Raw genomic sequence first — 21948 nt, forward strand, 5'->3', positions numbered from 1 at the left:
CGGCGCGCCGGTCGGGGCGCGCCGTGCTCCGGCGCCTCCCCGTCCGGCCAAAAAGGAAGGGAGTGGCCCCGGGGGCCACTCCCGCACCTTGCTAGCGGCGCAGTCCGAGTCGCTCGATGAGCTGCCGATAGCGGTTGATGTCCTTGTTGGACAGGTACTTGAGGAGCCGGCGACGACGGCCGACCAGCAGCAGGAGGCCGCGGCGGCTGTGGTGGTCGTGCTTGTGCTCCTTGAGGTGCTCGGTCAGATCGTTGATCCGACGTGTGAGCAGCGCGACCTGGACCTCCGGGGAACCGGTGTCACCCTCAGTGGTCGCGTACTCGGAGATGATCTTGTTTTTCGTGGCGGTGTCGAGCGACACGTGGCTCCTTCGATGGATCGACACCCGCAGATCCGGGCCCGGTGGGCGCTCGGGTCCGCATGGTGCGTACTAAGAGATTGGCGGGCCGCATGAGGGTGCAGCCAGCCGCGCCGGGGCCCTTCCCGGCGACTATTCACCGTACCATGCCGGAAAGCCCCCCGGTCACGTTGCGGAAAGCGGCGTTGTCGCAGGGTATGCGCCGCTCGCGGAGGCAGCCGCCGCCAGAGCCCGCGGCAGCCGCCGCCAGAGCCGGTGGCAGCCGCCGCCGGGTCGCGCGCGGGTCACCCGGAGGTGATCTCCCGGGCGCGGTCGACGTCCCGGTGCATCTCCTCGATCAGCGCCCCGACCGACTCGAACTTGAGCGTGTCGCGGATGCGGGCGACGAAGTCGACGGCCATGTGCTCGCCGTAGAGGTCGAGGTCGTCGCGGTCCAGCGCGTACGCCTCGACGGTCCGCTCCCCGGCGCCCTCGAAGGTCGGGTTCGTGCCGATGGAGATCGCGGCGGGCCAGCGGAAGCCCGGGTAGCGGTCGGAGTCGCAGACGAGCCAGCCCGCGTACACGCCGTCCGCCGGGATCGCGGTGTGCGGCTGCGTCTCCAGGTTCGCGGTGGGGAACCCGAGCGCGCGGCCCCGCTGGTGCCCGCGCACGACGACGCCCTCGACCCGGTGCGGGCGGCCGAGCGCCCGCGCCGCCTCGGCCACCTCGCCCGCGTCGAGCCGCCCGCGGATGTAGGTGGACGTGATCGTGTCGCCGTTCGCCACCAGCGGCATCCCCTCGGCGGTGAAGTCGTACTTCTCGCCGAGGTCGCGCAGCAGCGCCACGTCGCCCTTGGCCTTGTGCCCGAACCGGAAGTCCTCGCCGACGATCACGTGCGCCGCGTGCAGCCGGTCGGCCAGCACGGACTGGACGAACTCGTCCGGCGCCATCTTCGACAGCTCCAGCGTGAACGGCACGACCACGACGGCGTCGGTGCCGAGCCCTTCGAGCAGCTCGACGCGGCGCCGGGTGGTGGCGAGCAGCGGCGGGTGGGTGCCCGGCCGGACGACCTCGTCCGGGTGCGGGTCGAAGGTGATCACCACGGACCGCAGCCCGCGGCGGCGCGCCTCGTCCGCGGCGGCGCCGACGATCCGCTGATGGCCGCGGTGAACGCCGTCGAACACCCCGATGGTGACCACCGAGCGGCCCCAGTCAGCGGGGACCTCGCCGAGGCCATTCCAGCGCCGCACCATGCTCTCCCTGCGTAGGACGTGCCTGCCCGGACTTTCCTGCCGTCCCTAAGAGTGCCATGCGCGGGCGGACGGGGTGGCACCCGGGTTCAGGCGGAACGGCGGGCCGGGCTCAGGCGGAACGGTAGACGACCAGCGAGACGGCGATGTACTGCAGGACGTACGCGGCGAGCGTGCAGGCGTGGAAGACCTCGTGGAACCCGAACCAGCGCGGCGACGGGTTTGGGCGCCGCAGCCCGTACACCACTCCCCCGACGCTGTAGCAGATGCCGCCGAGCGCGACCATGAGGCAGGCAAGGAGCCCGGCTCCGGACACGAACTGCGGCAGGAAGAACACCGCCACCCAGCCGAGGACGATGTAGAGCGTGACGTAGAGAGCGCGCGGGGCGCCGATCCAGGTCGTCCGGAAGACGACGCCCGCGATGGCGCCCGTCCAGACGATGGCGAGGACGGCGACGCGGACGCCTCCGTCCAGCGCGAGGACGGCGAACGGCGTGTACGTCCCCGCGATGATCAGGTAGATGTTGGCGTGGTCGAACCGGCGCAGCGCCTCCAGCAGCCGCACCGAGGTCTGCCGGTGGTACGTCCCCGAGATGCCGAACAGCATCGCGGACGTCGCCACGTACAGCGCGGACGCGAGCCGCGCCTGCGTCGACGGGCCGAGCGCCACCAGCACGAGCCCGGCGACCAGCACCGCCGGGAACGCCCCGACGTGCAGCCAGCCGCGCAGCATCGGGCGGGTCGGGGACGCCGCCTGGGCCTCGTCCACCGAGATCATGGACACCTCCTCGGGCAACTGACCTACCGAATCGTAGGTTACGCGACCGTAGGTTGGGAGCGCACCGGTTTCCCCGGTGATGATCGCCACGTGCCGGGCGTCCCGTCCATCCCGTCCCTTCCCAGGAGTTATGGGACGAAGACTGCCAGGGGTTTCGCGACCTCGCCCCGCTCCTCGACGAGCGCGAGGAGCGAGCCGTCCGGCGCGAAGACCCCGACGGGACCGGGACCGAGGCCCGCCGCCGGGAGCCGTCCGCCGTGCGCGACCTTGCGGGCGTCGTCGTCGGACACGTCCCGGCGCGGGAACACGGCGGCCACCGCGTCCTCCATCGGGATGATCTCCAGGTCCTCGGCGAGGCGGTCGAGCGTCCGCGCCATGGACAGGTCGTACGGGCCGACGCGGGTGCGGCGCAGCGCGGTGAGGTGCCCGCCGCAGCCGAGCGACGCGCCGAGGTCGCGGGCCAGCGCGCGGATGTAGGTGCCGGACGAGCAGACGACGGTCGCGTCCACGTCGATCAGCTCGCCGTGCCGCCGGACGTCGGTGACCGTGAAGCCGTGCACGGTGACGGGGCGGGCGGCGAGATCGACCTCCTCGCCCTTGCGCGCCATCCTGTAGGCCCGCTCCCCGTTCACCTTGATCGCGCTGACCTGCGGCGGGACCTGCCGGATCGGCCCGGTCAGCGCGGCGATCCCGGCGCGCAGCTCCGCGTCGGTGACGCCGTCGGCCGGCGAGGTCGCCGTGGTCTCGCCCTCGGCGTCGTCGGTGTTGGTCGACTCGCCCAGCCGGATCGTGCCGTCGTACGCCTTCTCCGTCAGCGCCAGGTGCCCGAGGAGGCGCGTCGCCTTCCCGACGCCGAGGACGAGGACGCCCGTCGCCATCGGGTCCAGGGTGCCCGCGTGCCCGACCCGCCGGGTCTTCGCGAGCCGCCGCATCCGGCCGACGACGTCGTGGGACGTCCAGCCCGCCGGCTTGTCCACGATGACAAGCCCCGATTCCATGGCTCTAGCTTCACCTCGACCTAGGCGGACAGCGGAAGACGCCGATTCTAACGGCCTCCGGACCCCGGGCCGCGCGGCCGGTCGGCGCCGTCAGGCGTCGGCGGGGAGCAGTGCGCGGAGGCGGTCGAGCGCCTCGTCCACGGTGCCGGACCAGAGGAAGCCCGCCATCTCGCGGTGGCCGCCGCCGTTCAGCGCCGCGCACACCACGCTCAGGTCGATGTTGCCCTTGGACCGGACGGAGAAGTACCAGCGCCCGTCGTCGGTCTCCTTGCAGACGACGGCGACCTCGGCCTCGTCCGTCCGGCGGAGCTGGTCGATTATCCCTTCGAGCTGGTCGTAGGGGACGGAGCGGCGGTCGGACCGGGCGATCGTCGTCCAGACGAGGCCGCGGCCGCCCGCGGCGTCGCGCTCCAGCCGGGCCCGCGACAGCGCGCCCGCGAGGACCTGGAGGTAGCCGAACGGCGCCCGGTCCCACAGCTCGCGGCTGACGGCCTCCGGCCGGACGCCGGCGGTGAGCAGCCGTCCCGCCAGGTCGTGGACCTCCGGGGTCGTGCACGGGTACTTGAACGAGCCGGTGTCGCTGGCGAGGCCCGCGTACAGGCCCTGCGCGATGTCCTGGTCGAGCGGGACGCCGAGCCTGCGGATCAGCTCCTCGACGAGCACCGCCGTCGCGGCCGCGTCCGGGTCGACGAGCCGCACGCCGCCGAACCCCGTGTTGGACGCGTGGTGGTCCACCACGATCAGCGAACCGGCCCGGTCGGCCGCGTCGGCGAGGGCGCCGAGGCGGGCCCGCCCGGCCGCGTCCAGGGAGATCATCAGCTCCGGCGCGGGCGGCATCGCGGCGGGCTCGACCAGCAGCTCCTGGCCGGGCAGGAACCGCAGGATGGCCGGGACGGCGAACGGCTCGCCGAAGGACGCGAAACAACGCTTGCCGAGCGAGCGGAGCGCCTGCGCGAGCGCCAGCATCGAGCCGAGCGCGTCGCCGTCCGGGGCCACGTGGCAGGCGAGGGACACCTCCCCGGCCGCGTGGATCAGCTCGACGGCGCGGTCCCACTCCAGCTCCGCGGGCGGCGCCTCCACCGGTCCGGTGGGGACGGGCGACGCGGGGAGGGCGGTCACGGCGGTGGGCTGAGTGGGCGCGGTGGGCGCGAAGGCGGGGTCGGTGACGCGGCGGCCCGCGCCGTTGCGCGAGACGACGTCGTGCCCGGTGACGGAATGCCCGCCCGCGTCGTGCGGCGGCCATTCCCCGGAACTTCCGGGGCCGGGCGCCTCCGCGCGCCCCTCGTCCCCGATCACGACGGCGGGCGGCCCGGCCGGCCGACCGCGCCGTCCGCCGCTCCGGGCGGCCCGGCGGAGCCGTCGTCGGTGTCCGCGTCCTCGGCCGTGTCGCCGTCCGCGTCGGCGTCCTCGTCTTCATCGGCGACGCGGTAGGGGTTCGGGTCGCCCGCCGGGGACGCGCCCTGCGCCGTCTTCGCCACCTCGGCGTCCTTCGCCCTGGCCTTGGCCAGCAGGTCGTCGATGTGCGCCGCGTTCTCCATGAGGGAGTCCATGACGAACGTGATGCTGGGCGTGTGCCGGACCCCGGTCTTCCGGCCCACCTCCGACCGGATGACGCCCTTGGCGCTCTCCAGCGCGGCGGCCGTCTCGGCGCGCTCGCCGTCCGACCCGTACACCGTGTAGTACACGGTCGCGTCGCGCAGGTCGTTGGTGATGCGGGTGTCCGTCACGGTCACGAAGCCGAGCCGCGGGTCCTTGATCCGCCGCTCCAGCATCTCGGCCACGATCTGCTGGATGCGGTCGGCGAGCTTGCGCGCCCGGGCTGCGTCCACCATGATCGCACTCCCTTTCTGTGGTCTGCGGACCCCTCTATGGTCCAACGACGCCCGTCCGCCTCCCCCACTCCGGGGGGACACACTCACTCGTCGTCGTCGTTGAAAAGCCGCTGCCTCGCGGACAGCAGTTCTATCTCCGGCCTCCCGGCCACGAGCCGTTCGCACCTGTCGAGCACCTGGGTGCAGTTCGCGGCGGTGCCCGAGACCACCGCCACCCCGATCTCCGCCCTGCGGTACAGGTCGTTGTCGCCGGTCTCGGCGACGGCCACCCCCGGGAAGTGCTTCTGCACCTCCGCGATGAGAGGCCGCAGGACGGACCGCTTCTGCTTCAGCGAGCGGACGTCCCCCAGCAGCAGGTCGAGCGTCAGCGCACCCACGTACACCTGGCCGATCACCTCGGGATCTACAGAAGACTGAACGACGGTGCCTGCCCGCCGTGTTCCCGGCCCGCCCCGGGACGGGGACGGGCCGGACATGACAGACGCCAGGCTAGAAGATCCGCCTGGCGTCGTGTCACCGGATTAAACGATCACGTCGCGATCGCGCCGCGATCATGTCGGCGTTTGACGATCACGTCGGCGCGCCCGCGGGAACGCCCGGCCGGACGCCGCGCGGCACCGGCCGGACGGGTGTCCGGCCGGTGCCGCGCGGACGTGCGCGGCCTGGTCGCGCGACCTCAGTCGCGCGGCTTCTCCCGCATCTCGAAGCACTCGATGACGTCGCCGAGCTTGATGTCGTTGTAGCCCACGCCGATACCGCACTCGAAGCCCTCGCGGACCTCGGTCGCGTCGTCCTTGAAGCGGCGCAGCGACGACACCGTGAGGTTGTCGGCGACGACGACGCCGTCGCGGACGAGCCTGGCCTTGGCGTTGCGCTGGATGATCCCCGAAGTGACCATCGAACCCGCGACGCTGCCGATCCGCGGCACCTTGAAGATCTCGCGGATCTCGGCCTGGCCGAGCTGGACCTCCTCGAACTCCGGCTTGAGCATGCCCTTGAGGGCCGCCTCGATCTCCTCGATCGCCTGGTAGATGATCGAGTAGTACCGGATGTCGACGCCCTCGCGGTCGGCCAGCTCCTGCGCGTTCCGCTCGGGACGCACGTTGAATCCGATGATGACCGCGCCCTCGGACGCCAGCGACAGGTTGACGTCGTCCTGCGTGATCGCGCCGACGCCGCGGCGGATGATCCGCAGGTTGACCTCCTCGCCCACGTCGATCTTGAGCAGGGAGTCCTCCAGCGCCTCCACGGAGCCGGACACGTCGCCCTTGAGGATGAGCAGCAGCTCCTGCCGCTCGCCGCGCTCCAGGTCCTTGAACAGCTCTTCGAGGGAGCTGCTCTTGCGGCTCTTGAGCAGTTCGGCGTTGCGCTTGCGCGCGACCCGCTTGTCGGCGATCTGCCGGGCGATCCGGTCGTCCTCGACGACGAGGAAGTTGTCACCGGCGCCGGGCACGGCCGCGAGGCCGAGCACCTCCACCGGGCGGGACGGACCCGCCTCCGTGATGTTCTCCAGGTTCTCGTCGAGCATCGCCCGGACGCGGCCGTGCGCCACGCCGCAGACGATCGAGTCGCCGACCCGCAGCGTGCCGCGCTGCACCAGCACGGTCGCCACGGCGCCCCGGCCCTTGTCGAGATGGGCCTCGATCGCGGAGCCCTGGGCGGGCATGTCGGGGTTGGCCTTCAGGTCGAGTTCGGCGTCGGCGGTCAGGACGATCGCCTCCAGCAGCCCGTCGATGTTGATCCGCTCCCTGGCGGACACGTCGACGAACTGCGTCTGACCACCGAACTCCTCGGCGACCAGGCCGTACTCGGTGAGCTGCGCCCGCACCCGGTTCGGGTCGGCGCCCTCGACGTCGATCTTGTTGACCGCGACGACGATCGGCACCCCGGCCGCGGTGGCGTGGTCGATCGCCTCCGTGGTCTGCGGCTTGACGCCGTCGTCGGCGGCGACCACCAGCACCACCAGGTCGGTGGTGTCGGCGCCGCGGGCGCGCATGGCGGTGAACGCCTCGTGGCCCGGGGTGTCGATGAAGGTGATGGCGCGCTTCTCGCCGTCGACCTCCGTCTCCACCTGGTAGGCGCCGATGTGCTGGGTGATGCCGCCGGCCTCGCCCGCCTGCACGTTGGCGTGGCGGACGGCGTCCAGCAGCTTGGTCTTTCCGTGGTCGACGTGGCCCATGACGGTGACGACCGGCGGACGGGACTGGAGGTGCTCCTCGCCGCCCTCGTCCTCGCCGTACTCGATGTCGAACGACTCGAGGAGCGCGCGGTCCTCGTCCTCGGGGCTGACGACCTGGACGTCGAAGTCCAGTTCGAGCCCGAGCGCCATCAGGTCGTCGGGGTCGACGGACTGGGTCGCGGTGACCATCTTGCCGAGGTGCATCATGATCGCGACGAGCGACGCCGGGTTGGCGCCGATCTTCTCGGCGAAGTCGGTCAGGGACGCGCCCTGCGGCAGCCGGATCGTCTTGCCGCCGCCGCGCGGAGCCGAGACGCCGCCGACCGCGGGGGCCTGCATGTTCTCGAACTCCTGACGACGCGCCCGCTTCGACTTGCGACCGCGCGCGGGACGTCCGCCCGGACGGCCGAACGCGCCCTGCGTGCCGCCGCGTCCGCGACCGCCGCCACCGGGGCGGGGCCCGAAGCCGGGACGACCGCCGCCGCCACCGCCGCCGCCCGCGCGGGGCGCGCCGAAGCCGCCGCCGCCGCCGGGACGACCGCCGCCGCCCGGACCGCGGCCACCGCCGCCGGGACCGCGACCGCCGCCGCCTGGGCCGCGACCGCCGCCACCGCCGCCGGGACCGCCGCGCCCGGGGGCGCCGGACGGCCGCGAGGACGGCATGTTCATCGGGCTCGGACGCGGACCGCCCGGCCGGGGCGGCATGCCGCCCGGGTTCGGACGGGGACCGCCGGCGCCCGGAGCGCCGCCGGGCCGCGGCCCGGGACGGGCACCGCGGTCGCCGCGCTCGCCGCCGCCGGGACGGTCACCGGCGCCCTGGCGCGGGCCGGGACGCGGACCGGGCTTGGGCGCCTGGCCCATGCCGGTGTTGGTCGAGCTGAACGGGTTGTTGCCCGGACGCGGCCCACCGGGGCCACGGCCGCCGCGCTCGCCGCCCTGCCGGGGGCCGGGACGCGGGCCGGGCTTCGGACCGCGGGGGCCCGGCTTCGGGCCGCCACCGCCGCCCGGCGCGCGGGTACCGGCGCCGCCGGAACCGCCCTGACCGCCGGCCTGACCGCCGGGAGCGGCCGCGGGCGGCGCGCTCGGCGCCTGCGCCGCGGGCGCGTTCACCGGCGTGCTCGGCGCGGGCGGGACCGGCCGGGGCGGACCCGGACGCGGGCCGCCGCCCGGAGCGCCCTGGCCGCCGGGGCCGCCCTGGCCGCCGGGGCTCGGAACGCCGGGCCCGGGGCCCGGGGCGCCGGGGCCCGGCTTCGGCGCGGGCGGGCGCGGCGCGGCAGGCCGCGGGGCCTGCTGGCGCGAACCCTGGGAATCGCCGCCGCCGGGCGGACCCGGACGCGGCGCGGCGGGCCGCGGCGCCGAAGGGCGCTTCGGCGCGGCCCGCCTGTCCCCCTGCTTGGAGGAAGAAGAATTTGAGAAGGCTTCTGTGAGCCTGCGGACGACCGGCGCCTCGATCGTGGAGGACGCCGACCTTACGAACTCGCCCATCTCCTGGAGCTTGGCCATGACGACCTTGCTCTCTACACCGAACTCTTTGGCGAGTTCGTACACCCGGACCTTCGCCACTGCACTCCCTAACTCGGTCCGGGGGTGCGGCCTCCGGACCGTCGCTACCTTGCCGTACTCATCGCGGCGTGCTCATCGAGCGCTCATAGCAATCTCGACCTGCTTCCGACTAGACGTCGCTTTCCATTCGGCCATCCTGCTGCCGCGCGGCGCGGGCCGCAAGCCACGCCCGCAGCGCCGCGCTGTCGAGCGGCCCCGGCAGGCGGAAGGCCCGCGGGAACGCCCGACGCCGCTCTGCGAGCTCAAGGCACTCCGGATCGGGGTGCAGATGCGCGCCCCGCCCCGGCAGCCGCCCACGCGGGTCGGGGACGATGACGTCCTCGACCACAACAAGGCGCAGCAAGTCGGACTTGACCGTGCGAACCCGGCAACCCACACACGTGCGAACTGAGTTCACCGCCCGAACCTGTATCGGGCCGCCCGGCCACGTTTCATGAGTCTACCGCGCCGACGCGTCGGCGGGGCCGGTCGCATGGGCCCCTGGCGTAGAAGATCCCGTTTCGTCGGATTCGGCGACCTTCGAAGGCGTCTGCTCGGGTTCGGTGTCGGACCTGATGTCGATCCGCCAGCCGGTGAGCCGCGCGGCGAGCCGCGCGTTCTGCCCCTCCTTGCCGATGGCCAGGGACAACTGGTAGTCGGGGACGACGACCCGGGCGACCCTGGCGTCGGCGTCCACGACCTCCACATGGGAAACCCGCGCGGGCGACAGCGCATTCCCGACGAACTCGGCCGGGTCGTCCGACCAGTCGACGATGTCGATCTTCTCGCCGTGCAGCTCGGCCATCACGTTGCGGACGCGGCTGCCGAGCGGGCCGATGCAGGCGCCCTTGGCGTTCACCCCGGTCTTGCGCGAGCGCACCGCGATCTTGGTGCGGTGGCCCGCCTCGCGGGCGATCGCCGCGATCTCGACGGTGCCGTCCGCGATCTCCGGGACCTCCAGCGCGAACAGCTTGCGGACGAGGTTCGGGTGCGTCCGGGAGAGCTGCACCGACGGGCCGCGGTGCCCCTTGCGGACCTGCACCACGTACGCGCGCAGCCGCTCGCCGTGCTCGTAGCGCTCGCCGGGCACCTGCTCCTGCGGCGGCAGCACGGCCTCGATCTTGCCGAGGTCGACGAGCACGTTCCGCGGGTCCTTGCCCTGCTGGATGATGCCGCTGACGATGTCGCCCTCGCGGCCCGCGTACTCGCCGAAGGTCAGCTCGTCCTCGGCGTCGCGCAGGCGCTGGAGGATGACCTGCTTGGCGGTGGTCGCGGCGATCCGCCCGAACCCGGACGGGGTGTCGTCGTACTCCCCGACGGCGTTGTCCTCGTCGTCGGTCTCGGTCGCCCACACGGTGACGTGCCCGCTCTGCCGGTCGAGCTCGACGCGCGCGCGGGGCGCGGCGCCCTCCGTCCGGTGGTAGGCGATCAGCAGCGCGTCTTCGATGGCCTTGACGGCCACGTCGAGCGAGATGTCCTTCTCGCTCTCCAGGGACCGCAGGGCGGTCATGTCGATGTCCACGAGGTTCCCCCCTCTAGTCCGGCTCAGCCGGAGAACGCGTTCCCTCGGCCGTGCGCGGCGGGCTGAACTCCACCTGCACGCGGCCGCGCCCCAGCTCGCCCAGGCCGAACCGGCGGCGCACGGTCCCGGCGGGCTTCCCGGGGGACTTGGCGGCCTGCCGCCCGGCGGACCCGGCGCCGCCCGCGCCGGCTCCCTTGCCCCTGCGCTTCTGGACGACGTCGATCTCCACGGCCGTGTCGTCGGCCGCGACCACCCGGCCCTCGATCTGGCCGCCCTCGGTCAGCGGGGCGACGACCAGCCGCCCGACGGCGCGGCGCCAGTGCCGCGGTTCGGTGAGGGGGCGGTCGACGCCCGGGGAGGACACCTCCAGCACGTATGGCGTGGTCCCCATGGCGTCGGCGGCGTCGAGCAGCGCGGAGGCGCGCTCGCTGATCGCGGCGATGTCGTCGAGGCCGACGCCGTCGTCGCCGTCCACGACGACGCGGACCAGCCGGCGCCGCCCGGCGGGGCGCACCTCGACCTCCTCCAGGTCGAAGCCCGCCGCGGCCACGGCGGGCGCGAGCAGCGCGGTCAGCTCGGCGACGGCGGCGGCCCGGCCGGGACGCGCGGGCGCGTCCGTCCGGGCGGGTTCGCGACCGGCGGCGCGGCCTGCCTCGCCGCGCCTCCCCTGAGCGCGGCCACCGCGGGACTCGACGCTCATGGGACCTCCTCCTGTTGTGCCGCCCGTGATGGGCGGATGTCGCCGCTCGTCCGTTGACACCTCAAGACTATCGACAGCCGGAGACCGCAGCGGTTTTTCGGACGGCTCACCGGCGCGGCGGATATGGAATGCTTGAGCTGGCCTGATGGGCGCCCCCGCTCCCGGGGCCGCGCCAGGCCGCCGCCACCACGTCACCGGGTGAGGAGACCCCCTTGCCAGAGGCCGGGACGCGCACGCCGGGACCCCCGCGGGGCACCCGGCCGGTACCTCAGCCGCGCCTGCCCGAAATGCTGTCGCCCGAATCCCCGTCCCCCGAACGCCCGTCCCCCGGAACCCTGTCACCCGGAATGCTGTCACCCGGAATGCTGTCGCGCCGGGCGCTGCTCGGCCGGGGCGCGGCGCTGGCGGGCGGCGCGCTCGCCCTGCCGTGGCTGGCGGGGTGCGCCGCGGAGGCCGCCCCGCGGACGGACGTGTCGACGCTCGCGGCGGCGATCGCGTCCGAGCAGGACCTCGTCGCCACCTACGAGGCGGCGTACGCGGCGGCCAGGTCGGCGGAGTCGTGGCTGGTGAAGCGGCTGGCGCCGGTCCTCGCCCACCATCGCGCGCACCTCGCCGCCCTGCGGCGGCACTACGTGCCGGGCTCGGGCGACCGGGCCGACGAGGGCGGCGCGATCCCGGCCCCGCGCGCGGTGCCGGTGCCGATCGGCGGCGGCGCCCTCGCCCAGTTGCGCGACCTGGAGGAACGCGCGGCGCTTGCGCGGACGGCGGACGCCGCGAAGGCCACCCCCGCGCTGGCCCAACTGCTGGCGAGCATCGGCGCGTGCGAGGCGGGCCACGCCATGACGGTGAAGGGGCGGCCCCCGGCGGTCGGGACGCGGTCGGACGCCGAGGCCGTCCAGCGGGCGCTGGCCGCCGAGCACGCGGCGGTCTACGGGTACGGGGTGCTCGGCGCCCGGCTCGCCGGGACGCTGCGCGAGATCGCGAAGGCCGTCTGGGAGCAGCACCGCGACCAGCGCGACCGGCTGATCGCCGTCGTGTCCGGGACGCCCGTCGCGGCCGCGCCCGCCTACCGGCTGCCCGTCCGGCCGACGTCCGCGCGCGCCGCCGCGCAGCTCGCGGCGGCGCTGGAGGACGGGCTCGTCCCCGCCTATGTCGGGCTCGCCGGGGTCTCGTCCCCCGGCCTGCGCGCCCTCGCCGCCGACGGGGCGCGGCGGGCGGTGGCGCGGTCGGCCGCCTGGCGCACCAGGGCGGGCGTGGCGATGCCCGCGGACGCCTTCCCCGGGCTGCCGGACGCGGCGGTGGATCCGCGTCCCGAACCCGGCGGGTGAGCCGCGGTCCGGCCCTCCTCCGGCCCGCGGCCGGTCTGTTCCGATTCCGTCTCGATCAGGGCGAGTGATCTGCCGCACGGCGGGAACGAAACGCCTGTTTGATCGCGTTAGTCCCTTTCAAAGGGATGATCTCGGGGGAGGGAGTCCAGACCGGCATGTCCACCACTCCGCAGCGCAGCGCCCTGGACGAACTGCGGGCCGCCTACCACGAGCAGCTCACCCGGCTCGCCGCCGAGCGGGACGCCGCGCACCGCCAGGCGCGGCGGGCCCAGGCGCAGGCCGACGTGGCGCGGGCCGACCTCGCCAGCCTGAAGAGCAGCGTGCAGGAACTGCTGGCCGCCGCCGCGCGTCACCTTCCCGACCTGGAGCCGGGCGGGCCGCCGGAGCTTCCGGCCGCCGCCCGGCGGGCCCTGCCCGCGGCCTCCCCGTCCGGCGAGTCCGGTGACGGGGAGCGTCCGGCGCGGGCCGCCTGAACCGGGAGGGAACGGCCCGTCCGAGGATCGCGCGCAGGCCGCCGGGAGCACCGCTCCCGGCGGCCTCCGCCGTCTGCGGCTGGCCGGGCTTCAGCGAGCCGGTAGGGTCGGGCGAATGACCGCGTACGGCCTCCTCGTCTCCCCCTCGCACAACCGGGTCTACGCACAGGCCGCCGCCGGGCTCGTGAAGGCGGAGCTGGCGGTGTTCAGCGAACGGGCCCTGGACGGGCGCGTCCGCGACATCCGCGAGACGTCCATCGGCGGCGTCCCGTACGTGACGTTCACTGCGGACGAGCTGTCGGAGCAGGACGTCCGCCTCCTGTCGAACCTGTCGTCGCTCTACGCGCTGTTCCGGATCGAGGACGGCGAGCTGCTGCGTCCCGTCATGTTGCAGCCGCTCGACCTGTTCGGCAGTGACCTGCTCACCATCCAGAAGTACTCCGGCAAGACGAACGAGTACTTCACCAAGCTGCTGCTGAACGTCACCGCGATGGCGTCCGGCTCCCCCATGGACCTGGTGACGGGACGCCCGCGCGTCCTCGACCCGATGTGCGGCCGGGGCACGACCCTCAACCAGGCCATGATGTACGGCCTGGACGCAGCCGGGATCGACATCGACGCCAAGGACTTCGACGCCTACGCCGCCTTCATCAAGACCTGGCTGAAGAACAACAGGGTGAAGCACCAGGCGGAGATCGCCAACATCCGCCGCGAGAAGGCCGTGCTCGGACGCCGCCTCCACGTGACGCTCGGCGCGTCCAAGGAGCGGTACAAGAGCGGCGAGACGATGGAGATCACCGTCGTGAACGCCGACTCCCTCGCCGCCGGGAGGTTCTTCCGTCCCGCCTCGTTCGACCTGATCGTGACGGACGCGCCGTACGGGGTGCAGCACGGGAGCCGTCCGAAGGGCGGGCAGCCGGGCCGCCGGGGGAAGCCGCAGCTCTCGCGCAGCCCCGTCGAGCTGCTGGCGGCGGCCGTCCCCGAATGGGCCGCGCTGCTGCGGCCGGGCGGCGCCGTCGGCATCTCCTGGAACACCTACGTCGGACGCCGCGAGGACCTCGCCGACATCCTCGCCTCCAGCGGGCTGGAGGTGCGGGACTCCGAGGCGTACCGCGGTTTCCGCCACCGGGTCGACCAGGCCATCACCCGCGACCTGATCACCGCCCGCAAGCCCTGATCCGGCGGCCTCGCGGTCAGACGGCGTGCCAGCGCTCCACGTGCGGGAGCAGTTCGCCGAGGTCGTGGATGAGGGCGTCGGGCGGGGCGAGGCCGGGACGGTCGAAGGCGTGGGTCGTCTGGTGCCAGATCTGCACGGCGCGCAGCCCGGCTGACTTGGCGCCGTGGATGTCGTCGTAGGGGCGGTCGCCGACGAACACGCAGGACGACGGGTCGGCCGCGCCCACGGCGTCCATGGCGGCGCGGAACGCCTCCGCGTGCGGCTTCGTCCAGGGGATCTCGCTGGAGTAGACGGCGCCGTCGAGCAGGTGCAGGACGTCGTCCCGGGCGAAGATGCGCTCGTGCAGGTCGCGCGACCATATCGTGTTGGACAGGACGCCGACCTTGATCCCCCGCTCGCGGAGGGCGTTGAAGAGTTCGGGGACGGCGGGATCGGTGTGGGTGTGCGGCGTCCAGACCTCGAAGTGGGTCGCGAGCATCTCGCCGGTCGGCCGGACGCCCGCGAGGTCGAAGAGCTCGTCCAGGGTGCCGCTGCGGTGCTCCTCCTCGCTGCGCTTCCACAGGTCGAGCTCGGCGCGGGCCAGCTCGGTCGCGGCCTTCTCGACGTCGTCCGGGGGGAGGTGGGCGGAGCAGATCGCGCGCCACATGTCGGCCAGTTCGAGGTCGTGCCACGGGGTCAGCGTGCCGCCCCAGTCGAAGATCACAGCTTCTACGCCCATGACCGGATCGTAACCATCCGGGTACGACAGACCACCCCTGATTTCGGCATGGACCGCGCGCCGCCGTGCGCCGCCCGCGAATAGCGCGCCCGACACCGGGGATAACGGTCCAACACCAAAACCTGGTGCAAACGGAACGAACCAGGTGAAACCCATCTAACCGGGGAGGAGCCATGAGGGCGCGCGAACCCGGCGAGTCCCGCGACTTCCGCGCGGACATCGACGACATGGGCGACAACACGCAGGACGAGCAGATCGCCCTGACGGAGGAGTACGTCACCGACCCGCCCGAGGGGCTGAGGATCGAGGAGCCGGAGGAGAGCGAGGACGGCCTCGGCATCTCCGAGTACGAGCGGGAGGCCGCCCGGCCGGGCGAGGACGAGCGTCCGCGACCGGACGTCGCCGCCGAGACCGACGCCGTCAACCCGACCCGGCGACCCTGACCGAAGGCGGCCGGGGCCGTCCCGGCCGGGCCGCCGGAAGTCCTGATCAACCCGTGGAACGCGGCCCGGGTAACGGGTGTGGCGAGAGTTTCTCCGCGGTTCGGCCTCATGCCGCGGGGAATGTCATAGGCACGGCATAGGTTGCGCAAAGCGGGGCTAGCTTGCGAGGTGACCGGGACATGCACGACACAGTCACGGCACCGGTCCGCCCTCCGACCGACGCCGCCCCCAAAGACGGTACGGACGCGATCCCGCACGTCGGCACCCCCGCCGGCACGCACGTCGACACCGCGAACAGCAGAGACGCCAGCGCCGCCGACAGCTCAACCGCCAGCACCCCGACCAGCACAGGTATCGGCACTGCGGACAGCTCGGGCGTCGGCACCGCCGACAGCACTGACGGCGACAGCATCGTTTTCAGCGCGGACACTGCCGCATCGGAGGGCGCGCGGGCGCGGCCTCGGTGGCGGCGGGCCGGGGTGCTCGCGCAGTGGGCGCTGCTCGTCGGCGTGCTCGCCGCGTTCCCGCTGTACCAGGACCAGCTCCCCGACCTCGGCCTCATGTGGACGTCGGCGTCGCACGCCGACGCGGGCTGGCTCACGGTGGTCGTCCTCGCCGTGGCGGGGTCGATGGGCGCGTTCGCCCGGCTCCAGCGCAGGCTGCTGCGCATCGGCGGGCTGCGGATGTCGCTGCGCCGCGCGTGCGCGATCACCTACGCGAGCAACGCGCTGTCCACGACGCTGCCCGCCGGGCCCGCGGTGAGCGTCGTCTACACGTTCCGGCAGTTCCGCCGCAACGGGGCGTCGGCGCAGCTCGCCACGGCTGTGATCCTCGCCGGCGGGGTGATCACCACGTCGGCGTACTCGCTGATCGGGCTGGCCGCGCTGCTCGTCGCGCCGGGGTCGCGCGGCCCGGCGCTGGTGGCGCTGTCCGTCCCGCTCGCCGGGGCGGCGCTGGCCGCCGCCGCGCTCGCGTGGCGGCCGACGCGCGCCCTCGTCACCGCGCCGCTCCGGCGGCTGCACCGCGCGGCGGTCGCCCATCCCCGGATCGCGCCGCACGCGGAGCGGCTGGCGGGCGTCCCGGCGGTGCTGCGCCCGACCCGGCGCGACTGGGCGGCGCTGATCGCGCTGTCCGTGCTGAACTGGGTGTTCGACATCCTGGCGCTGATGGCGGCCGCGCACGCGGTCGGCGTCGCCGTCGACCTGGACGGCGTCGCCCTCACCTACTTCGCCGCGCAGGCGGCGGGCAGCATCCTGCCGCTGCTGCCCGGCGGCCTCGGCGCGATCGAGGGCAGCATGGCCGCGTCGCTGGTCGCGCTGGGCGCGACGCTGTCCCCCGCCGTCGCGGCCGTGGGCCTCTACCGGCTCGTGTCCTACTGGGCTGTGGTCACGGTCGGCTGGATCGCGTGGCTCGCGCTGCACGAGGGGCCCCGCGTCCCGGCCCGCGTCAAGGCGCGGCTGGCCGGGGCCGTGTGCGTGTTCCTGGAGGGCACGACCAGGGTCGCCCTCACCCCTTACGCCGCGATCATCATGAACACCCCCGCCGAACCCCGCCGCCCGTAACCGCCCTCTCGGTAACCGGTTCGCCCGTAACCAGCCTGTCGGTAACCGGTTCGCCCGTAACCGGCCTCCGCAATCGCCCGGCTGTGACCGGCCGTCCCCGACGAGCCGCGCGGAAACCGGCCGTCCTCAACGAGCCGCGCGGAAAGGGACGGCGTGGTTCGGTCGTTGGGCTGAGGTCGGGGCGGGACCTTCGGCCGAGATCGCGGGTCCGGGGAATCAGAAGGGCGCACGAGGGGCTTTAGTGGGCAGCGACCCAGCCCCGGCCATGAAACGGACTGCCATGTACGGATCGCCCAACGGCCCGTCCTCCGGTCGACCGCTGACCGCCGTCGACCCGGCCGCCTTCCGCTCGGTGCTGGCCCGGTTCGCGACCGGCGTGGTCGCGGTCGCCGCCGCCGAGCCGGGCACGGGACGCCCCGCGGGCCTGGTCGCGAACTCGTTCACGTCCGTCTCCCTCGACCCGCCGCTCATCGCGTTCTGCGTGGCGCACACCAGCACGACCTGGCCGCGGCTGCGCGGCGCGGACCTGCTGTGCGTCAGCATCCTGGGCGAGGCGCAGCTGGAGGTGTCCGAGCGGCTGGCGCTGCGGGGCGGCGACAAGTTCGCCGGGATCGGCTGGACGGCGTCCCCCGGCGGCGCCCCGATGATCGACGACGCGATCGCCTGGATCGAGTGCGCGGTGGAGCAGGAGCACGTCGCGGGCGACCACGTGATCGTCGTCGCCCGCGTCCTCGACCTGGCCGAGCACCACGACGGCGCGCCGCTCGTCTTCTACCGCAGCTCCTACGGCACGTTCAGCTGACGGTCGAGCCCTCGGGGGCGCGCAGCCGCGCCAGCACCTGGAGCGGATCGGCGAGGACCTCGGCGAAGGCGAACTCCGCCGCGCCGACCAGGGTCGTGTCGTCCCCGAGCGCGGCGGTGCGGAGCCTGACCTTCTCGCGGGGCGCGGCGAGCGCCCCGGTCGCGAGGACGCTGCGGATCTGCGCCGCCGACCCGAGGTAGATGTCGCGGAGCGTCCCGCCGAAGACGACCATGCCGGGGTTGAACACGTTGACGAGGTTGGCGACGCCGAGCCCGAGCCACTCGCCGACCCGCTGGAGCGCCTCCCGCGCGGCGATGTCGCCCGCGTCGGCGGCGGCGACGACGTCGCGCACCGCGTCCCGCCCGGCCCGGCCGGGGACCTCCTCGCGGCCCGCGAGGCACAGCAGCGTCCGCTCCCCCACCTCGGCCTCCAGGCAGCCGTTCGAACCGCACGCGCAGGGCCGTCCGCCCGGGTTGACGATCATGTGGCCGATCTCGCCGCCGTAGCCCTCGTCCCCGCCGAGCAGCCGCCCGTGCGCGATGATGCCGCCGCCGACGCCGACGTCCCCGTGCAGGTAGATCAGGTTGTCGCAGCCGACCCCGGCGCCGCGCTCGTGCTCGGCGAGCGCGCCGAGGTTGGCGTCGTTGCAGACCGACACCGGGATGCCGAGCCCGAGGCGGCGGGACAGCGCGTCGCCGAGCCGGAGGTCGCCGACGTCCAGGTTGGGCCCGAACATGATCATGTCGTCGGACCGGCGGACGGTGCCCGGGAACCCGACCGTCGCGCCGACGCAGACCGCGTCCCGCTCCGCCTTGCGGACGAGCGCCCGCGCCCCCGCGACGAGCACGCCGAGCAGGCCGGCCGGGTCGGAGTCGCGGGCGCGGACGCCCTCGCGCCGGTCCAGGACGACGCCGCCGAGCCCCACCCGGGCGACGACGAGCCGGTCGACGCCGACCTCGAACGCCAGCACGTACACGCGGGTCGACTCGGGCCGGACGACCAGGGACGGCCGCCCGGCCCGCCGTCCAGGACCGCGCGGCAGCTCCTCCCGGACGAGCCCCGCCGCCGTGAGGTCGGCCGTCAGCGCCATGATCGTGCTCCGGTTGAGCCCGAGCGACTCGGCGAGCACGGCCCGCGACGCCGGGCCGCGCAGGTGCACGAACCGCAGCAGCGTGCCGAGGTTGTGGCGCCGGATGTCCTCCTGGGACGGTCCGCCCTTCATCATCGACGCGGCCCGAAGTCCCCGGCGGCGCCCGAGGTGATCAGCTCGACGATCTGCCGGTGGGTGACGTCGGCGGTCTTGACCTGGGCGACCATCCGGCCGAGGTAGAGGGCGGCGATCCGGTCGGAGACCGCGAAGACGTCGTTCATGTTGTGCGAGATCAGCACGACGGCGAGGCCGCGGTCGGCGAGCCGCCGGACGGTCTCCAGCACCTGCTGGGTCTGCGCGACGCCGAGCGCGGCGGCGGGCTCGTCCAGGACGACGACCTTGCTGTCGTAGAGGACGGCGCGGGCGATCGCGACGGTCTGCCGCTGCCCGCCGGACAGCGTCGAGACCCGCCGCCGCACCGACCCCATCGTCCGGACGGCGAGCCCGGACAGCGCCGTCCGCGCCATCTCCTCCATCGTGTCCTCGTCGAGGGACAGGCCGCGGCGCCGCTCCCGGCCGAGGAAGAGGTTCTGGACGATGTCGAGGTTCTCGCAGAGCGCGAGGTCCTGGTGGACGACCTCGATGCCGAGCCGGCTCGCGTCGCGCGGGCTACCGACCCGCACCGGGCGCCCCTCGAAGCGGTACTCGCCCCGGTCGACCGGGTCGATGCCGCCGATGCACTTCACGAGGGTGGTCTTGCCCGCGCCGTTGTCGCCGACGAGCGCGGTGACCTCGCCCGGATAGGCGGTGAACGCGACGTCGTGGAGCACCCGGACGGAACCGAAGCTCTTGTCGACGCCGCGCAGATCCAGGACTGGCGTCACCGACATGCCGAGGGGCTCCCACCGTGCCACACCGCCCCCGCGCGCCAGGCGGTCGTGGTCAGTGAGCGTATCAGCAGCGTACGGAGCGCCGAAACGATCCGGAGCCGCGCCGTCCGGGACGGCCGGGGAGCCGATGGCGCGCGCCACCCGCTCCCCGCCGCCGTCCCCGCCGGCCGCCCCGCCGCCGTCCCCGGCCGGGTTCACGGGTCATCTCCCGGCGGTGGAGCGGCGCCGCCGGGCCAGCGCGTCGATGCTCGCCGCGAGCAGCAGCACCAGGCCGGTGATCAGGTAGCTGAGGTAGGCGCTGGTGCCGAGCAGCCCGAGCCCGTTGGCGATCAGCGCGATGACGAGCCCGCCGAGGACGGCGTCGCGGGCCTTGCCGCGCCCGCCGAACAGGCTCGTCCCGCCGATGACGGCGGCGCCGACGGCGTACAGCAGCGTGTTCCCGCCGCCCGCGTCGGTGGCGACGGAGCTGAGCCGGGACGCGGCGACGATCCCGCTGACCGCGGCCAGCCCGGACCCGATCATGAACACCGAGATCCGGATGCGGGTGACGTTGATCCCGGCCCGGCGGGCGGCCTCGGCGTTGCCGCCGACCGCGTAGACGTGCCGCCCGTAGGCGGTGCGTCCGAGCACGAACGAGCAGACGACCAGCAGGACGCCCGCGAGCAGCACGCCCCACGGGATGCCGCCGAGCGTGATCAGCGGGCTGGGCGCGCGGTCGAGGTTGAGGACGTAGGCGCTGACCAGGAGCGCCGCCGAGACGACCGCGCTCTGCGCGAGGACGAACTCCAGCGGCCGGGAGTGCAGCCCGCGGACGCGCTGCCGCCGCCAGCGCAGCACCTGCGTCGCCGTGTACGCGGCGGCGCAGCCCGCGGCGAGGACCCAGCCGAGCCAGACCGGCATGTTCTTGTTGGCGAGCGCGTAGATCACGTCGTCCCGGACGGGCACGGTGCCGCCCTGCCCGATCAGTTTCAGCGTGACGCCCTGCAGACCGAGGAAGAACGCCAGCGTGACGACGAACGACGGGATCCGCAGCACCGAGACGAGCCACCCGATCGTGGTTCCGATCACGATGCCGATCGCGACGGCGCTGATCGCAGCGACGTACCAGGGCTGCCCGGCGTCGGTGACCAGCTTGGCCAGCACCGCCGCGCACAGCCCGCTCGCGACGCCCGCCGACAGGTCGATCTCGCCGAGGAGCAGGACGAACACGAGCCCCATCGCGAGGATCGTGATCGGCAGCGCCTGCACCGAGAGGTTCGCCATGTTCCCCTTGCTGAGGAACGTGTCGGGTTTCAGCGCGGCGAACAGCACGACCAGGGAGATCAGCCCGAGGACGGCGGGCAGGGCGCCGAGCTCGCCGGACCTGATCCGGTTCCGGTAGTCCAGCAGCGCGGACCGCATGTCGTGCTCGCGGCGGTCGGCGGCGAAGTCGCCGTCCGACAGCGCCATGGCCGCCTCCCCGCCGTCGGCGAGGCTTTTCCCGGGGATGTCGGTGGACACCTGGTCCCCCCTTCAGATGCTCTCGGCGGCGGTCCGCGGCGCGAGGCCGAGATCGCCGGAACGGCCGGCGGTGATGAGCTCCACGACCTGGCCGTGGGTGACGTCGGCGCGGGCCACGTCCGCCGCGACCCGGCCGAGGTAGAGCGCGGTGACGCGGTCCGCGACCTCGAACACGTCGTTCATGTTGTGCGAGATGAGGACGACGGCGTGCCCGGTGTCGGCGAGCCGCCGGACGAGGTCGAGCACCTGCCGGGTCTGCGCGACGCCGAGCGCGGCGGTGGGCTCGTCCAGGATCACGAGCTTGGACTCCCACAGCGCGGCCTTGGCGATCGCGACGGTCTGCCGCTGCCCGCCGGACAGGCTCGCGACCCGCTGCCGGACGGACCGCACCGTCCGCACCGACAGCCGGGCGAGGGTCCGCCTGGCCGCCTCCTCCATGGACGCCTCGTCCAGGACGATCCCCTTCCGCCGTTCGCGGCCGAGGAACATGTTCTGCACGATGTCCAGGTTGTCGGCAAGTGCGAGGTCCTGGTAGACGACCTCGATCCCGAGCGCGGACGCGGCGCGCGGGCTGTCGATCGACACCGGGCGGCCGTCGAACTCGATCCGCCCGGAGTCGATCGGGTGGATCCCGGCGATGCACTTGATCAGCGTGGACTTCCCGGCGCCGTTGTCGCCGACGAGGGCCATCACCTCGCCGAGCCGCACCGCGAAGTCCACGTCGCGCAGCACATGGACGGCGCCGAAGCTCTTGTTGAGCCCGGTCACGCGGAGGACGGGGTCTCCGTTTTCTGCCACGTGTCTCCTTCCGAGGTGGGCAGAGGCGG

The 21948-nt window shown here is 73.8% G+C and carries 22 protein-coding genes; 6 read left to right on the plus strand and 16 right to left on the minus strand.

What is annotated here, in order from left to right; genetic code table 11:
- Positions 1–91: 91 nt before the first annotated feature.
- From rpsO to rimP, 11 genes are all read right to left on the minus strand, one after another.
- Positions 92–361, minus strand: a complete 270-nt coding sequence (rpsO, locus tag FXF68_RS21495; RefSeq protein WP_067884254.1) for a 30S ribosomal protein S15 — start codon at positions 359–361, stop codon at positions 92–94.
- Positions 362–642: 281 nt separating this feature from the next.
- Positions 643–1587: a bifunctional riboflavin kinase/FAD synthetase gene (locus tag FXF68_RS21500; RefSeq protein WP_148762400.1), complete on the minus strand. Its 945-nt coding sequence runs from the start codon at positions 1585–1587 to the stop codon at positions 643–645.
- Between the two features lie 112 nt (positions 1588–1699).
- The gene (gene trhA, locus FXF68_RS21505) at positions 1700–2365 is read right to left on the minus strand and encodes a PAQR family membrane homeostasis protein TrhA (RefSeq protein WP_148761919.1); all 666 of its coding nucleotides are present in this window, start codon (positions 2363–2365) and stop codon (positions 1700–1702) included.
- A 128-nt stretch (positions 2366–2493) separates the two neighbouring features.
- A complete protein-coding gene (truB, locus tag FXF68_RS21510; protein ID WP_148761921.1) occupies positions 2494–3363 on the minus strand; it encodes a tRNA pseudouridine(55) synthase TruB in 870 nt (289 codons plus the stop codon).
- Positions 3364–3453: 90 nt separating this feature from the next.
- On the minus strand, positions 3454–4659 hold the full coding sequence (locus FXF68_RS21515; RefSeq protein WP_342787155.1) for a DHH family phosphoesterase: 1206 nt from the start codon (positions 4657–4659) through the stop codon (positions 3454–3456).
- Complete coding sequence (rbfA, locus tag FXF68_RS21520; protein ID WP_148761923.1) at positions 4656–5195, minus strand: 30S ribosome-binding factor RbfA; 540 nt, start codon at positions 5193–5195, stop codon at positions 4656–4658. The genes FXF68_RS21515 and rbfA overlap by 4 nt, the downstream gene beginning before the upstream one ends.
- An 83-nt stretch (positions 5196–5278) precedes the next feature.
- Positions 5279–5590: a DUF503 domain-containing protein gene (locus FXF68_RS21525; RefSeq protein ID WP_246178846.1), complete on the minus strand. Its 312-nt coding sequence runs from the start codon at positions 5588–5590 to the stop codon at positions 5279–5281.
- Between the two features lie 281 nt (positions 5591–5871).
- Positions 5872–8937 (minus strand): translation initiation factor IF-2, encoded by a 3066-nt coding sequence (gene infB / locus FXF68_RS21530; RefSeq protein ID WP_148761925.1) that lies wholly within the window; start codon positions 8935–8937, stop codon positions 5872–5874.
- A 109-nt stretch (positions 8938–9046) separates the two neighbouring features.
- Positions 9047–9334 (minus strand): YlxR family protein, encoded by a 288-nt coding sequence (locus FXF68_RS21535; RefSeq protein ID WP_281292224.1) that lies wholly within the window; start codon positions 9332–9334, stop codon positions 9047–9049.
- 42 nt (positions 9335–9376) lie between these two features.
- The gene (gene nusA, locus FXF68_RS21540; protein WP_148762408.1) at positions 9377–10426 is read right to left on the minus strand and encodes a transcription termination factor NusA; all 1050 of its coding nucleotides are present in this window, start codon (positions 10424–10426) and stop codon (positions 9377–9379) included.
- Between the two features lie 25 nt (positions 10427–10451).
- Complete coding sequence (gene rimP, locus FXF68_RS21545; RefSeq protein ID WP_148761927.1) at positions 10452–11138, minus strand: ribosome maturation factor RimP; 687 nt, start codon at positions 11136–11138, stop codon at positions 10452–10454.
- A gap of 347 nt (positions 11139–11485) precedes the next feature.
- On the opposite strand from rimP, the gene FXF68_RS43970 reads away from it, so the two are divergent.
- The 3 genes from FXF68_RS43970 to FXF68_RS21565 all read left to right on the plus strand — a co-directional run bounded on the left by FXF68_RS43970 (position 11486) and on the right by FXF68_RS21565 (position 14116).
- Positions 11486–12466, plus strand: coding sequence for a ferritin-like domain-containing protein (locus tag FXF68_RS43970; RefSeq protein ID WP_246178848.1), 981 nt, complete (start codon positions 11486–11488; stop codon positions 12464–12466).
- Positions 12467–12621: 155 nt separating this feature from the next.
- Positions 12622–12939, plus strand: coding sequence for a hypothetical protein (locus FXF68_RS21560; protein ID WP_148761929.1), 318 nt, complete (start codon positions 12622–12624; stop codon positions 12937–12939).
- A gap of 115 nt (positions 12940–13054) precedes the next feature.
- Positions 13055–14116: a TRM11 family SAM-dependent methyltransferase gene (locus FXF68_RS21565; RefSeq protein WP_148761931.1), complete on the plus strand. Its 1062-nt coding sequence runs from the start codon at positions 13055–13057 to the stop codon at positions 14114–14116.
- Between the two features lie 16 nt (positions 14117–14132).
- Here the strand turns inward: FXF68_RS21565 and FXF68_RS21570 are convergent, their stop codons facing one another.
- Entirely contained in the window at positions 14133–14834 is a 702-nt protein-coding gene (locus FXF68_RS21570) for an HAD family hydrolase (protein WP_148761933.1), read from the minus strand.
- Between the two features lie 173 nt (positions 14835–15007).
- On the opposite strand from FXF68_RS21570, the gene FXF68_RS21575 reads away from it, so the two are divergent.
- The 3 genes from FXF68_RS21575 to FXF68_RS21585 all read left to right on the plus strand — a co-directional run bounded on the left by FXF68_RS21575 (position 15008) and on the right by FXF68_RS21585 (position 17641).
- The gene (locus FXF68_RS21575) at positions 15008–15277 is read left to right on the plus strand and encodes a hypothetical protein (protein WP_148761935.1); all 270 of its coding nucleotides are present in this window, start codon (positions 15008–15010) and stop codon (positions 15275–15277) included.
- A gap of 179 nt (positions 15278–15456) precedes the next feature.
- Positions 15457–16839: a lysylphosphatidylglycerol synthase transmembrane domain-containing protein gene (locus FXF68_RS21580; protein WP_148761937.1), complete on the plus strand. Its 1383-nt coding sequence runs from the start codon at positions 15457–15459 to the stop codon at positions 16837–16839.
- Positions 16840–17119: 280 nt separating this feature from the next.
- A complete protein-coding gene (locus tag FXF68_RS21585) occupies positions 17120–17641 on the plus strand; it encodes a flavin reductase family protein (RefSeq protein WP_148761939.1) in 522 nt (173 codons plus the stop codon).
- Here FXF68_RS21585 and FXF68_RS21590 read toward each other — a convergent pair.
- The 4 genes from FXF68_RS21590 to FXF68_RS21605 all read right to left on the minus strand — a co-directional run bounded on the left by FXF68_RS21590 (position 17634) and on the right by FXF68_RS21605 (position 21919).
- Positions 17634–18863, minus strand: coding sequence for an ROK family transcriptional regulator (locus FXF68_RS21590; protein ID WP_148762412.1), 1230 nt, complete (start codon positions 18861–18863; stop codon positions 17634–17636). The two genes, FXF68_RS21585 and FXF68_RS21590, sit on opposite strands and share 8 nt — an antisense overlap.
- Positions 18863–19621: an ATP-binding cassette domain-containing protein gene (locus tag FXF68_RS21595; RefSeq protein ID WP_148761941.1), complete on the minus strand. Its 759-nt coding sequence runs from the start codon at positions 19619–19621 to the stop codon at positions 18863–18865. The genes FXF68_RS21590 and FXF68_RS21595 overlap by 1 nt, the downstream gene beginning before the upstream one ends.
- Positions 19622–19822: 201 nt before the next feature.
- Positions 19823–21121, minus strand: coding sequence for a sugar ABC transporter permease (locus FXF68_RS21600; protein WP_246178849.1), 1299 nt, complete (start codon positions 21119–21121; stop codon positions 19823–19825).
- 12 nt (positions 21122–21133) lie between these two features.
- Positions 21134–21919 carry an ATP-binding cassette domain-containing protein gene (locus tag FXF68_RS21605; RefSeq protein ID WP_148761943.1) on the minus strand — a complete coding sequence of 262 codons (786 nt, stop codon included), beginning with the start codon at positions 21917–21919 and terminating at the stop codon, positions 21134–21136.
- Between the last annotated feature and the right edge of the window lie 29 nt (positions 21920–21948).

It is taken from the genome of Actinomadura decatromicini, from assembly GCF_008121305.1.
Classification (GTDB): Bacteria; Actinomycetota; Actinomycetes; order Streptosporangiales; family Streptosporangiaceae; genus Spirillospora; species Spirillospora syzygii.